Here is a 14,289-nt window from a genome sequence, read left to right as displayed (position 1 = left end):
CCTATTGTCGTGCCCACGCAAGAAGATTATCTAACACTTGAGTGAAAACTGGTTGAATCCATTGTTTGTTAGGCCAAAGAACTGTTTCTGCGACATTTTCCATAGGCTCAATGTCTTTGTACCATTCTTTTTTCTTTGCTGATAGACCAAGATACGATCGATGAGCATCTTGAGGAGTCTGGGTACAAATTGTGAGGTTCAGCTGATTTTCAGTTGCGTTGGTAATGTGTGCATTTACCGCGACATTAGTTTTTCTCTCAACTGCAATATTTAACAATTGCGGAATGAGATTAAGGTGGCAGTTATTAAATATTGCCTGCTCAGTAGCTTGGCTATCCCCCCATTCAAACATAGGTATGCCAAGTTTCATTGCTTCTGTGATAGATGCTTGCTGCTGGTCATTAATATCTGAATCTTTGAATATTGAAACAGAGTAGCTCAATTCATTGAAGACTTTGGCTCGCTTAAACATATGACTGCCGCCTCCATCTGCATGCATGACACCAAGCGATTCAATACTGTGCCGCCCTTGGCTTTGCTCTACCGCATCGACACCTTTCAGAAGTCCTATTTCAGTTTTACCTTCACAAACTATTACTTTATTACTCAAGAATGCTTCAGCACATACTCGCAAAGTCGATTGATGCTCGTCGCTATCATTCATTGAATACATCAGGTGACTTATTTGAGGTTGCCTCGCTACTGATGACTTCCTCAAAATATGTATCTGTGACGATTTTAATTCTCGAAGAACATATGGGGAATGAGTTGTGATAAATACTTGCTGTGTTGGTTGCTGTTCTTTTGCACCGATTTCTTTTAATAAGCGACTAATTCTAAATGGTTCTAAGCCAAATTCTACCTCATCAATTATCAACAGTTTTGAGGTGGAAACCAATTTTTGAAGTCCCGCTAAAAGCAATCTAGTAGAGCCGGTACCCATTTGCCTAATTGGCGTTGCATTAACATCATGTAAGCTCACTGCGCCATGCGAGACAGAAACACTCGACACATCAAGTAAAGCTTGAAGCTCACCTACATTTACCCCAAGCGCAGATGCTACACCTTGAACACTTGCGAGGACATTGCTAATCCCATCCACATCTTGTTGTGCAAAGGATTGTCTGGCATTGCGAGAAACTTCGGCAAGTACTTCACTTACATCAAATCTATCTTCTAATAGCTTGTTTAGAAGTGAATTACGCCCCCACGTAAAATGGCGCGAAGACCCTTCTCCTAATCTAGTAGGTGATATTAGCTCCCTGTGACTCCAAGGAAGTCGCTTCTCTAATCCTTCCAAAGCAGCGCGATTTGAATATAAACCCCAGTCTGGATCTAAACCTTTATCCACGACCAACCTAACTGTAATAACAGTTTCAGTGCCTACTTGAGGCTCATCATAGAATTCCTGAGTAGTAATATTGTAAGAACGGAGAAAGCTGCCATAGCGCTCAATGCTGAGAAGCTCATTACTTAAGCACCCTAAAGTGACATAGATTTCAATTGGGTTATCCACATTGGAGTTATGGAAGTCAGCATCAGTAAAACTAATATTGCGCCTTGCGCCAAGACAAAAGTCTATTGCATCAAGGATGGAAGACTTTCCTGAGTCGCCCGGACCAATGATACAATTAACACCTTCAGTTGGATACCAATCCAAAGATTGAATACCTCTGAAATTACGTATACAGATGTGACGAATAAGCGACATGAAGCTTCCTGACTTGATTTTCCTTTTATTGCAGAAACATATCTAAATTTGCAACAAAAAGCAAAGCCCCGCTGATTCCATTTCAATAACGTGGAATAAAAAAATAAAAAGGTCTGTTCCTCTTTAAATAGCCTATTGCCATTTACGCAATTCCTTGTCTGCTTATTTAATGTCTAAATACATCAACCATAGGATCAGTAAGTGCATTTTTAGCCATTGTTGATAGCTATTCAACTCGTAATGGGGCAGAAACGAGTTAATCATGAATGACTGCTCATGGCACTTAGCCAAACTTCGGCAAAGAGCGAATAGCGGACATCAACGTTCACTTCAGCATTACCGAATACTGAACGGTTTTGAGCTAAAGTTTTTGCGCGGCACATGGAAAAGAACTGCGTAGAGTTTGGTGCCAGATGCAAGTCCATGCTAGGGATTTACTGCTGACTAAATAACTGATCCTAATTGTGATACACCTGCTTCAAGCCATGCTTGCCACCTGGGAACGGAGCCGCTGTGTCCATAAAGTGGTATACCTGCTCCAGTAAGTCATCCATGTTCTTACACTGATGGTTACGGGTTATCGTTTCATGCAACGCATGCCATAGCTTTTCAATTTTGTTGTGCCACGGGCTGTATACCGGTAAAAACAAGAGCTTGAACTTTGGGTTCTCATTCAGCCATTTCTGCGTTTTTTTGCTCTTATGGATGATGTAATTATCCACAATTAGCGTGATACTTTTCGCTCGCCGGTATTGCCCTTTCAGTTGCTCCAACAGCGCAATAAACAAATCACTGGTCTTGCGCTCACCACCAACATAACTGATTTGTCCTGTCTGGCTGTGCAGTGCCCCCGCCAGATAGTGTTTCTTATTCTGGCCGGGTGTAGCTACCTTACGCTGTTTACCTTTAAAGCCCCAGTCGGCACCAATCTTCGGATTCAGGTGGATATCCACCTCATCCTGATAAAACACCGGATGGTCCACGCTGCAATTTTCAAGTGCCTCCCGCATGGCTGCTAACTTAGCTTCTTTATCTGGGTCTTGGATATACAGCGTCGGTGCCGCACGACGCCAGACGATGCCGACTTGTGGCAACCACCGCCTGAGAGTTGAGCTATGAATAACGATACGGTAAAGCTTATGCAGTAGCAGTGCGAATAATTCACTACTCCAACGCGACCGCTGATAACCCAGTGTCCTGGGTACATGGTTCACCAACACACCGCAGATAAAGCCTTTGGGCTGACTTGGTGGTCGCCCAGCACCCTTGGTTTTAAGGCCATCTATACCTGCTGCTTCATACCAGGTTACCCACCGGTTTACTGATGAACGGCCTGCTTGCAAAACACGGGCTACTTGCGACTTGGTTTCACCTTTTAGCACCAATAACACCGCATTTGCCCGGCGGCACAGGTCTTTATCTCGGGTTTTATGTACAATTTTCTTCAAGCGGCGGGTTTCTGCGCCGTATAAAAATGCTATTTTGTTCATACTCAATGCGGTTGTTGATTGGTTATGTTTGGCGACTGATCTGATCGCGCAAACCGCATTGAGTTCCCTTCCTCGGGTGATCTACTATTTGGAACAGCTATTTAGGATGCCAGCCCATACCTTTCTAATTCATATGTAACATTTTTTCTGTCGTACTGGCATCAAGATAACCAGAACTGAGCAAACAATCTCAAAGGTTGTACAAAATAACACTAAAGTTTTTTCATTAAGTTTTATTGTTATGCTCTTGTGGTGGCTTTCGCCACCACTTTATTAGTTTTCAAGTTCCACCATATCTTTCGCTGCAATGTCACCAGACACTAGCTTTACAGTTGCGAAATGATCATTCACAATTTTAGTAATTTGTACCGTTCCTACCTTTTCGATAGTGTAGGGATCTTCACCTTCACTCAATACTATTCTTTCATGGAATCTAATAACACTGTATTTTTGCCCAACCTCTGCGCCATGCTTAGCACCAATACAGATTAGAGTTCGATTATCAGAACTTTCTACTACCTGACCTCTCATCATGTATTTATGATAAAAAGTGGTATTGGAACAACCCACTAAATATAAACCGAATGTAAGCAATAAAAGAGCTTTTATATAGGGTGTTTTCATCACTGTTACCTCATTTGACTAACTAATTATCTATACACTTTTTTATGAATTCATTTGTTTTTCCGGCCAGCCCCCGAAGGTGCTTGATGACAACTCCAAGGCTTATGAACAGAGTTATCTTTGATGTTCTGATCAACAAATTTATAGTAACTTTCTTTAGTATGTGTCCACCAATCATCATGAACATCTGCGCCATACTTACGGATTACCTCCTCAATCCCATCAAGGCTTACGTTTGCGGCATCATAGGCAAGGTGTATTTCACCTTCTTTGATGTTGTAACTAACTTCATCTATACCAAAAAGCTGATCTATTTCTTTTACTAACTCGTCACAGCTTTCTTCTGTGACATTGCTAAGCTTTAGGTTTCGAACAACTAAATTTTGCTCTTTAACGCCAACTCTATGATTTAAATCGCTCATAATTTTTCTCCTAATGTTTGTGTGAATGCTGTTGATTGCTATCTTTCATTTCTTCCATTTTACGGTTCATCTGCGGCATCATGTTCCCCATCATTTCTAAATGATGTTCAGCCATCTTGATTTGTTGATGCATTGGCATTTCTTCCATGTTTTTGTGCATGGATTGCATCATCTTCATCATTGAACGGTGATGTTCAACCATCATCTGCTGTTGCTTTTCAGGATCTTTTTCAGTTTTAATGGCATGGACTTCCTTTTTCATTTCCATCATCTTTTTGTGCATTTCTCCCATGTTCTCATGTGGTATTGCCATGCCTTGATGCATATCAGCTTTGTTCGCACCTTCATGTTTATGCTCATTGTTTTGGGCAAATGAGCTAGTGGTTATCAGTAGTGAACTAATAAATAAAATTGATTTAGTTAACGTTTTCATGATTTTTACCTTCTACACTTTTATTAAAATTTGGGATCCAACTTGGTGTCGATTCCATATACCTGTGGTACTCCGAACCAAACTCAGCAATCGCTTGTGCTTCTTCGCGTTTCGCTAGCTCGACGTAAACAACGACTAAGATCGGAAACATCGCAAGTGTTGGGATTGTCGGCCACTGCAATAAAAAGCCGAACATGATTAGAATGAAAGCTACATACTGTGGGTGGCGACACCTTGCATACCATCCAGTTGTAGCCAATTGATGATGTTTTTGCGCGTGATGCAATACATTCCATGCTGAAGACAACATAAAGAAACCTGCAACAATAAACACCATACTCACTATATGAAATGGGTCCCAATGGGCATCACCTTGAAATCCAAAGAAAGTATGTAATAAATGCCCATTTTCATGCGCAAAGAAATTTACTTCTGGATAGGTCTCCGTCAGCCACCCCGACAGAAAATAGATAGTTAAAGGAAAGCCATACATTTCAGTAAATAGGGCAACAATAAAGGCAGAGAACGCGCTTAGACTTCTCCAATCAGTTGATGTTTTTGGTTTGACAAAACTAAAGGCAAAAAAGATAAAAATTGCTGAGTTCAGTATCACCATCGACCATAAGCCATAATCATATGTTTCATTCATCACTGCTTTCCTTTTTATGTGATTCCTTACGTGCCTTTTCTAACCCTTGTATGTAGCCATCGTGATAGGCTGCATTTTTATCCGTGAGTTCTTGAAAGCTCTCTTCCTTTTTTTCATCAGGCGCATGTGAATGATCGTGACCATGTTTACCATGACTGCCATGCATAAATACGTGCATCAAGGGGCATAGCAATAAAATCAAGTAGGGAAGAAATTGCAGCATATGTTGACCATGCTCAAGCACTAAGAAGTAGGTCACTGCGGCAATAAGTGCCAGTGCAGCCCAGCCTGTAGGTGTTGACCAAAAATTAGGGTGTTGATTTTTCATATTGCCCTCCTAAACGACTTTTAAGACACCGCGATACATTTGCATCTGACAGTGAAACTCATGCTCTCCCGGTGATAAGTTCAATAGGGTAATTTGAGTAATTTCATTTAATTTAAGCTGTTCGCTTATATCCAATGAAGGAATAAGCATTGTTTCAGCGCAGGGGGATTGATCTTTGCGCATAAACTTCAGAGTGACAGGTTGGCTAGCAGACACCTGAATTGAGGATGGGGAATACACACCATCCCTCACTTCAATGAGTACTTCATTACCTTGAACGATTGTTTTATTGGGTTTATATAGCCAAAACCACCAAACAATCAGCGCGATTAACATTAAGCCTAATAAGTTAATAACCATCATTGTGATTCTCCTTAATGCTCTTTTGCTTTAAAAAAGCGAAGTCGATTTGCATTTGACACTACAGTCAATGACGAAAACGCCATTGCAGCACCTGCAATTACAGGGCTAAGCAGAATGCCAAAGAAGGGATATAGAACCCCCGCAGCAAAAGGAATCCCGGCTACGTTATAGACAAACGCGCCAAACAAGTTTTGTTTGATATTTCGTAAAGTAGCTTTGCTTACCGCTATGGCATCAGCAAGGCCATGAAGTGAACCACGCATTAGGGTAATGTCAGCACTTTCGATAGCTACATCAGTCCCTGTGCCTATGGCGAAGCCAACATCGGCTAACGCTAGCGCAGGAGCATCGTTGATGCCATCTCCTGTCATACCAACAATTTCGCCGCCTTCTTGTAGCTCTTTCACCTTGTTGGCTTTATCTTCTGGCAGCACTTCAGCAAGAAACTCACTAATACCCACTTTTTTAGCTACGGCGGCAGCGGTTTCCTTGTTATCACCCGTTAACATGATGACGCGTATACCATTAGCCTGAAGCCGTTTGATAGCAGAGATTGAGTCTGACTTGATAGGATCTGCAACAGCAATGATTGCTGCAAGTTCACCATCTACAGCAAAGTACATAGGTGTTTTGGCTTCTTTGGCTAAAGACTGTGCTTGTTCAACAAAGCCTGTGAGGTCTATGCCTTTTAACTTCATTAGTTTATCGTTTCCGAAAAGCAGGGCTTTGTTGTTGCAGCTTGCTTCTACACCAAAACCCGTAATGGCGTTAAAGGCTTCAATTTTTAGTAACTCAATATCCTGATCTAACGCACTTTCAACAATCGCTTGCGCTAAAGGATGCTCTGAGCCGCTTTCTAAACTTGCTGCAAGCTGTAGTACGTCTTTTTCGTCAGTAGCTTTTGCTAAAATAATATCGGTTACCTTAGGTGCCCCTTCAGTAATAGTGCCCGTTTTATCTAAAATCATGGCAGTGATTTTAGAGGCGGTTTGCAGTGCCTCACCGTTGCGAATAAGCACTCCGGCTTCTGCTGCTTTTCCTACTCCCACCATGACAGACATGGGTGTTGCCAAGCCTAAAGCACACGGGCAGGCAATAATAAGCACAGTAGTTGCTGAAACGATGGCAAAAGCAATGGCTGGCTCAGGTCCAAAGTTAAGCCATGCTAGCGCACTTAACACAGAGGTGATCATCACGACAGGTACGAAAAAAGCTGAAATAACATCGGCCAAACGGCCAATCGGCGGTTTCGAATTTTGTGCTCGTTTCACCATATTGATGATCTGTGCAAGCGCCGTGTCTTTACCAACGCGTGTGGCTCTAAATAAAATCATGCCTGATTTGTTCAAAGTACCTGCGACAACCTCATCTTCTTCAGCTTTTTCAGCAGGCATAGGTTCGCCTGTCAGCATGGACTCATCAATAGAGGTGTGTCCTTCCAATACCACGCCATCGACGGGAATTTTTTCACCCGGTTTTACCTTCACAATATCGTTAAATAAAACCTGCTCAATACCTATCTGAACTTCTTTGTTGTCACGAACCACGGTTGCTGTTTTGGCTTGCAAGCCGATAAGACGTTTAATGGCCTCAGAGGTTTTACCTCTGGCTTTGATTTCTAATGCTAAACCTAAATCAATTAAGCCAATGATCATGGCGGTAGCTTCAAAATAAACATGCCGTGCCATCAATGGAACAGCGTCAGGTGCAAACACGACAACCATCGAATACAACCAAGCTGTACTTGTTCCTAAAGCTATTAGAGTGTCCATATTAGCGGAGTGGTTTTTAAAGCTTTTCCAAGCGCCAACATAGAAATGCTTGCCTGAAAAATACATAACACCAAAAGTTAAAATGCCTACAACCAACCAAGAAATTCGTTCAAGGTTTGTTTCAACCGTCATTTCTCCAACTACAATGCTGTAGATCATCAAAGGAACGCCGAGTGAAAGGGCAATAAACGTATCGCGCATTAGCTTTTTGTAATATGCAAAATCCGCAGCCTCTTTCTCATCAAGCGCATCTGTTGCTGAGCTATCATCAATTGGCTTCGCGTTATACCCCACTGACTCAACAGCTTTGATCAACTCTTTTGTTTTAGCTGTCCCATAAACTGTTACTGTCCTATCAGCAAAATTCATTTCCGCACTGACGACTCCAAGAGTTGCCTTCAACGCCCCTTCAATTTTGCCTACACAGCTAGCACACCCAGCACCTTCAATGATAAGCTGTTGGTTATGTGATACTTTCTCCAACGTATTCTCCTTACTTTTACACGAAGAGGATTGAGCTTTTGCCTGACAGCAACAGCCTGATTCAGTTTTTATATTTGTGTTAGTAGCCACCCTTTTTCCTCCTATGCTTTTTTAATTTGCTCAAAGTTTTCGATGAGATGACAAACCATGTTTGCAGTCGGTGCTTTGTCTTCCATTTCTTCCCATCGAGAAAGCGCAGAAGACATTTTTCCTCGAAGTGCCAACATTGCTTGAAACTGCTTTTCTGTTTCTTCAAGCCGCTCTTTGATCAGGCTTCTGACTAATGGGCACGCACTTTTACCATCTTCAGATTCATTAATAATTTCCTTGATATCTGCAACGGAAAAACCAAGGTTTCTGGCACTTAAAATGAATTTAAGTCTCGATACTTCTTTATTCGAGTATGACTTGTAGCCGTTCACTGACTTAGCAGGTTTTAACAATCCTAATCTGGTGTAATAGCGCACCGTATCAGCAGTCGTTCCAAGGCTTTTTGCCAGCTCCGCAACTTTCATATTCACTCCTCAGTTTTTTAGCTAAGTTTGTACTCTCATCTTCAGCTTAGACCTGTGTCTAAGACACAGGTCAAGTACTAATTCTAGTGAATAAGCTAAAAACTAATTTTTTGGTAAAAGAGAAATCTCGGTCAAAATCGACAGCATTAAGTACTGTAAATAGCAATAGTTTGAGCATGTTCATCATGCCTCCAAAAAATATTGTGCTAATTGTTCAAAACGGTTGGTAATTTAAACCAATCAGTAAATCGTTTTATTTTTGATGGGACTGGCGAAAAAAAGGCGCACTGATCCCGTGATTAGCCAATAATTGGTGGACGATAAAGTAAGAGATGGATACCAGATTTTGGTAGGGGTATACGCTGTAGAATTAGCTCAGAATGAATATTGCAAATACCTTCGTCTTGCGCTTCCACAAGATAGGCATTTAAATGAAAGCTTGTACAAAAACCGCCTTCACAACAAACACAATCACCAGCTTTACATTTTTCACAGTCTTCATCACCATGACGGTTTTTAGAATCTTGCGAATTTTCAGTGTGATAGTGACTATTGTCATTCATTGATTGATGATGCATATTTTTGCTTGGTTGTATAATATGCGTGTCGGAAGATCCATTTTGATGTTCTTCACAATTCATTGGTTTAGCAATAGCAAAGCCATGCTGCGTAAGCAACAGAGTAATTACCACTATTTTAAACCACTTGAAAAGTCCAAACATTTTAATTCCTTATTTATCACCTACAATATTAGCCACTTTATAAAAATAATTTTATGATCTTGATCAACCTTTGAACTAAAACCTAAACTTTTTACTTTTTACTTTTTACTTTTTACTTTTTACTTTTTACTTTTTACTTTTTACTTTTTACTTTTTACTTTTTACTTTTTACTTTTTACTTTTTTAAACAGCTTTAACTTCACAAGTATAAAAGGGGTGTCTAATTTATACTCATGAGATTGAAGCCAAGCATGAGCACCATTAAAAGAAATAAAAACCCTACGCTCATAACTAGGTATTGAGTAATGGATCATTTTTCCAATTGTTCAGCTTTAAGCGCAGTACTTTGCAACAATCGGTTCTATCCCGGGCACATCCAATTCCCGTTCATCAAAAGTGATAAAATGGCCTATTGTACGTCTTTCAATGGCGATGTTTTTTGCCTTGACTCTTTAACCTTAACCATTCGCCAACTTTACTTCTTGGCTGATATTCCACCTTGATAGGTATACACCAGACTGGCACCGATTGAAAACAAGAAGTAGCTTACTATTACTGCTCTTAGTTCTTTCCAAAAAAACTATTAGCTAGGCCTTTCCTAACATAACTAAAATGGTTTAAATCCCAAAAAACGAAAGCTACCATCAATATAGTTGCGGTAGCTCTCATCAAGTCAATATAGTATTTCTTCATATCAGAGCCAGAACTTGATACCTGCAACAAAAGCAGTATCACGAGTACTTTGCCCATTTAACTTCGCAAAGTCGGCTGTATTACCAAATTTATTTGTCCACTCAACGCCAACATAGGGAGCAAACTGGCGGGTAAACTCATAACGAACCCGAAAACCAATAGCACTGCTAGACAAGCCACTACCAAGGTTATTTTGGACGTCATCCTTACCGTAAAGCGTCAACTCTGCTCGTGGTTGAACAATTAACTTTTGAGTAAGTAATAGCTCATACTCAGCTTCGATCGAAAATGCACTATTACCTTGCTCTCCTAAATACGCAGTCATATCAATTTCAAACCAGTAGGGGGCTAGACCTTGTAAACCAAAAGCTAGCCATTTGCGGTTTTCACCTTCGTTATTGTAATCAAGTCGAATACCGACTTGTGTATCCCAATAAGCAGATATTGCGTGGCCCCATAGAAAATCTGTTTGGTTCTCCTCTAAATTACCTTCGCTAAAATCTCCTTCAGTTTTGATGACTAATCTATCAAAAGTAGTGCCATACCATGCCTGAAAGTCAAAAACACCTGCGTTTGTTTGCTCATTATATTCAAGACGATCCCCTAGTAGCGCGTAAAATGAATGCTCATCTGCCAAAGTCAGTCGTTTGTCGCTACTGAGTGCATAAGGACCTTCAGTCAAAGTTGTACCTGCTGCATAAGCATGGGGGTCTCTAGCATCTTTAGGTGCATCTCCACCTTGTGCTTGCATTTTAGAATCACCCATCTCAGTCATCTCATCTTTTGCAGATACAGATACACTTATAAGGGGCAAACCTATTAATAATAGTCTTAACGTATTGGTTAGTATTAATTTTTTCATGATACAACTACCTCTCTAAACATACCTGCATCCATGTGGAATAATAAATGGCAATGCCATGCCCAGCGACCTACGTCATGAGGTGTTGTTAAAAAACTAATTCTTTGCGCTGGTTGTACAGGGATAGTATGGCGACGAACCTGTACATCACCTTTTTCATTCTCCAAATCGCTCCACATACCATGCAGGTGCATGGGATGTGTCATCATTGTATCGTTTTGTAAAATAACTCTTAAACGTTGATTATGCTTCATGTGAACTGGCGTGCTTTTTCCAAATTCCAAGCCATCAAATGACCAGCTATAACGCTCCATGTTTCCAGTTAAATGTAATTCAATTTCAGCCTCTGGCTCTTGCTGGTTTGTAATTCCCTCAAGAGAATGTAAATCTGCAAGTGTTAAAACACGGCGTCCATTTTTACGTAAACCTATACCGGGATCATCAAGGTTTGTTCTAGGCATATCAACACGCATATCAACAGAAGCTCCATACTCTGTTTTTGCATGACGCACTTTAGTGCTAGCAACAGCTAATGGGTTTTTAGTCATTCCATGTTTACTATGATCCATTGCCATCGCTCCATGACCCATTGCACTATGATCCATTTTATTAGAATTCATGCCCGACATGTCTGCCATACCTGCCATCGCGGAATGCTCACCACCTTGGGCCATATTCCCCATCATATCTGTCATCGTTAACCATTCAACGGGATCTAGAGCAGGTACTGGTGCATCAATATTAGGTGCCATTGATAAAGTACCTTTAGCATAACCTGAGCGATCCATGCTTTGTGCAAAAATCGTATATGCATCATTTTTTGGCTCGACAAGTACATCATAAGTTTCACCGGGACCAAATCTAAATTCATCTACTGTCACAGGTTCAACATTTTGTCCATCAGCTTGTACAACTGTTAACTTCAGCTCAGGTATTCTTACATCAAAAAACGTATTGCTAGAACCGTTAATAAATCTAAGCCTAACCTTTTCGCCAGCTTTAAACATTCCACGCCAGTTTGTCAAAGGCGCACAACCATTCATTAAAAAAGTCATTGCAGATGCTGATAAGTCTGCAAGATCTGTAGGGTTCATTCTCATTTTATTCCACATTTCCCGGCGTTGTAGCGCATTTGAAACGCTGCTATTTGAAATGTCATCAAAAAACTCTGGAACAGTAGGTTGATTAAAGTTAAATACATCGCTCTGTACTTTTAACTTGCGGAACAAATCCATTGGGTCATCATCAGTCCAATCAGACAATTGGATAACATGCTCATTGTCAGCACTAATAATATCCTTTTCTCTTGGCTCAATAATTAATGCGCCGTACATACCTGTCATTTCTTGAAAGCCACTGTGTGAGTGATACCAATATGTGCCGCTTTGTTGCAGCTTAAATTTATAAACAAAGGTTTCACCCGGCATTATACCTTTAAAGCTAATACCCGGTACGCCATCCATTTGATACGGAAGAATGATCCCATGCCAATGAATTGAACTCGGCACTGATAATTTATTAGTTACCCTGATAGTAACGTCATCACCTTCTCTGAGGCGCAAGGTAGGAGCTGGTATTGAGCCATTGATTGTTGTAGCCATTCTTACAACACCTGTGAAGTTTACGGGTGACTCATCTATCACCAGATCTATTATTTCTCCACTTAGTTCGGGCACAGTACCTGTTATTGTTCCAGCCACTAAAGATGAAGCAGCATGAAGAATGCTTGGAAAAGCAGCTAATATACCGCCAGCAGCTAAACCTTGTACAAAGCGTCTACGCGGTGTAGAAATTTGATGTAATGGATCTTTAATTCTCATTTTACTCTCCGAGGTTTGACCAATAAATTAGTGTGACCAATGAATGTGCTTAATTTTCCATTCACCGTTTTGCTTTTCGAGAACCATTGTTTCCATCCCTTGATAATCACGTTCTTCACCATTGTAAGTACCTTTAGTTTGACTACGCGAGGCAGAGATAGCTGTATTTCCAAGTATCGTCACTTGATGTTCAAGTGTGTCGCTCTTCATCGCTGCTAAATACTTCATATCCGACAACATATGATGATGAGCATATTCATCAGCGCTCCTTTCAACGCGGCCTCCCTCGAAAATGGTGACATCATCCGCTAACTGCGCTCTAGCCTGTTTTTGATTGCCAGTTTCAAGTGCTTGATGAAATGCCAAAACAACTTTTGCGGCTGGTGTATCTACACCTTTAAACAATCCTTTGTCTTTATTCTTATCACCATGAGCGTTTGCTGCGAAACTAAACGTCATTAATAAAACGAGTAGGATATTTATTGTTTTCATTTTCATTTTCTCTTTTAGGTTTTAATTTGCAGGGCCAACAACACTAGTAAGCCCAGCCGTTACAGATAAAATGGCAAAAGCTACTACCATTTCTATCGAGATAGATTTAGATAAAGCCTCTCTGCCTTGACTATTTTTAAGTTGTGGAACGAGTATTAGTTTATGTTTAGCAGCAAGTGCCAAAATAGACACTACAAGGGCCAATTTAAACAACAGTGTTTGTCCGTAACTTGAGCTTATTAGTGCATCAAGACTTCCGACCAATTGAATCACGAGCCAGAGGCCTGCTACCAACAATAGGCTCAATGTAAAACTTGCTTGTTTGCCAAAGCTTTCCATCAGCAAATGAAGTTCTGCATAACTTAGCTGATGGCAAGCCTGTTTTAGTGGCAATAACGCCCCAAACCACCATGCCATAACGAGCACATGCAAAATAAGCAAGCCTTTTTCAATTGTGCCTAACTCAGAAATATGACCCAGTAACGTGAATGAGTATGCAAGGATTAATAAACTCAACATTAAAGCGCTTTGTTTTAAGTACGAGTTCACAGCGAGTTTGAACCTTAAAGCTAAAGCGATTATTGCGGTAACTAGCCCAAGCGCTCGAAGCAAAGCTCCAGTGCCGACAGAGGAGTCCCACATAATAGCCAATATATCAGCGTCTATCGCCCCCTGAATTCCCTCTTCTGCCATTGCACCAGTACTGGCAAAGAACCAAGTAATATTAGCGATCAAAGCCATAACTATATAAGTTCTTGTCCACGTTAAATTCGCTATTACAGCATTAGTATGAGATTCATTATTCTCAAATATTTGCCTGAAAAATGTATAACCAGCAATACAGGCAAAGCCGACGTAAAATACAATTTTTGACAGTACAATGACTGTATTCCAGATATACATTTCCATA

15 protein-coding genes are annotated in these 14,289 nt (G+C 40.7%); all 15 read right to left on the bottom strand.

The features are described from left to right. Position 1 precedes the first annotated feature (1 nt). Positions 2 to 1,711: an ATP-dependent nuclease gene (locus ACZ5WS_RS09455; protein WP_138569924.1), complete on the bottom strand. Its 1,710-nt coding sequence runs from the start codon at positions 1,709 to 1,711 to the stop codon at positions 2 to 4. A 458-nt stretch (positions 1,712 to 2,169) separates the two neighbouring features. Beyond that, the gene (locus ACZ5WS_RS09450) at positions 2,170 to 3,201 is read right to left on the bottom strand and encodes an IS630 family transposase (protein ID WP_243533192.1); all 1,032 of its coding nucleotides are present in this window, start codon (positions 3,199 to 3,201) and stop codon (positions 2,170 to 2,172) included. Positions 3,202 to 3,474: 273 nt separating this feature from the next. Next, a complete protein-coding gene (locus ACZ5WS_RS09445) occupies positions 3,475 to 3,825 on the bottom strand; it encodes a hypothetical protein (protein WP_004589646.1) in 351 nt (116 codons plus the stop codon). 50 nt (positions 3,826 to 3,875) lie between these two features. After that, complete coding sequence (locus ACZ5WS_RS09440) at positions 3,876 to 4,247, bottom strand: hypothetical protein (protein ID WP_008467865.1); 372 nt, start codon at positions 4,245 to 4,247, stop codon at positions 3,876 to 3,878. Positions 4,248 to 4,257: 10 nt separating this feature from the next. Then, a complete protein-coding gene (locus ACZ5WS_RS09435; protein ID WP_008467863.1) occupies positions 4,258 to 4,680 on the bottom strand; it encodes a hypothetical protein in 423 nt (140 codons plus the stop codon). Next, positions 4,664 to 5,329, bottom strand: coding sequence for a methyltransferase family protein (locus ACZ5WS_RS09430; protein ID WP_004589269.1), 666 nt, complete (start codon positions 5,327 to 5,329; stop codon positions 4,664 to 4,666). Before ACZ5WS_RS09430 ends, ACZ5WS_RS09435 begins: the two co-directional genes overlap by 17 nt. Continuing rightward, on the bottom strand, positions 5,322 to 5,657 hold the full coding sequence (locus ACZ5WS_RS09425; RefSeq protein WP_016899208.1) for a DUF2933 domain-containing protein: 336 nt from the start codon (positions 5,655 to 5,657) through the stop codon (positions 5,322 to 5,324). Before ACZ5WS_RS09425 ends, ACZ5WS_RS09430 begins: the two co-directional genes overlap by 8 nt. A gap of 9 nt (positions 5,658 to 5,666) precedes the next feature. Further along, on the bottom strand, positions 5,667 to 6,020 hold the full coding sequence (locus ACZ5WS_RS09420; RefSeq protein ID WP_004589267.1) for a cupredoxin domain-containing protein: 354 nt from the start codon (positions 6,018 to 6,020) through the stop codon (positions 5,667 to 5,669). Between the two features lie 11 nt (positions 6,021 to 6,031). Continuing rightward, positions 6,032 to 8,275 (bottom strand): heavy metal translocating P-type ATPase, encoded by a 2,244-nt coding sequence (locus ACZ5WS_RS09415; RefSeq protein WP_464707975.1) that lies wholly within the window; start codon positions 8,273 to 8,275, stop codon positions 6,032 to 6,034. Positions 8,276 to 8,376: 101 nt separating this feature from the next. Then, positions 8,377 to 8,790 carry a MerR family transcriptional regulator gene (locus ACZ5WS_RS09410; protein ID WP_008467855.1) on the bottom strand — a complete coding sequence of 138 codons (414 nt, stop codon included), beginning with the start codon at positions 8,788 to 8,790 and terminating at the stop codon, positions 8,377 to 8,379. A gap of 299 nt (positions 8,791 to 9,089) precedes the next feature. Further along, positions 9,090 to 9,512, bottom strand: a complete 423-nt coding sequence (locus ACZ5WS_RS09405) for a hypothetical protein (protein WP_010558026.1) — start codon at positions 9,510 to 9,512, stop codon at positions 9,090 to 9,092. A gap of 694 nt (positions 9,513 to 10,206) precedes the next feature. Further along, a complete protein-coding gene (locus tag ACZ5WS_RS09400; RefSeq protein WP_004589262.1) occupies positions 10,207 to 11,067 on the bottom strand; it encodes a copper resistance protein B in 861 nt (286 codons plus the stop codon). Further along, a complete protein-coding gene (locus ACZ5WS_RS09395) occupies positions 11,064 to 12,887 on the bottom strand; it encodes a copper resistance system multicopper oxidase (RefSeq protein WP_013465888.1) in 1,824 nt (607 codons plus the stop codon). Before ACZ5WS_RS09395 ends, ACZ5WS_RS09400 begins: the two co-directional genes overlap by 4 nt. 27 nt (positions 12,888 to 12,914) lie before the next feature. After that, positions 12,915 to 13,385, bottom strand: a complete 471-nt coding sequence (locus ACZ5WS_RS09390; RefSeq protein ID WP_024596192.1) for a YybH family protein — start codon at positions 13,383 to 13,385, stop codon at positions 12,915 to 12,917. Between the two features lie 15 nt (positions 13,386 to 13,400). Beyond that, entirely contained in the window at positions 13,401 to 14,288 is an 888-nt protein-coding gene (locus ACZ5WS_RS09385) for a copper resistance D family protein (protein WP_024596191.1), read from the bottom strand. Between the last annotated feature and the right edge of the window lies 1 nt (position 14,289).

This window comes from Pseudoalteromonas sp. 11L1 (genome assembly GCF_055397545.1).
The sequence above is the reverse complement of the archived record's forward strand: the minus strand, read 5'-3'. Positions and strand labels throughout refer to the sequence as shown.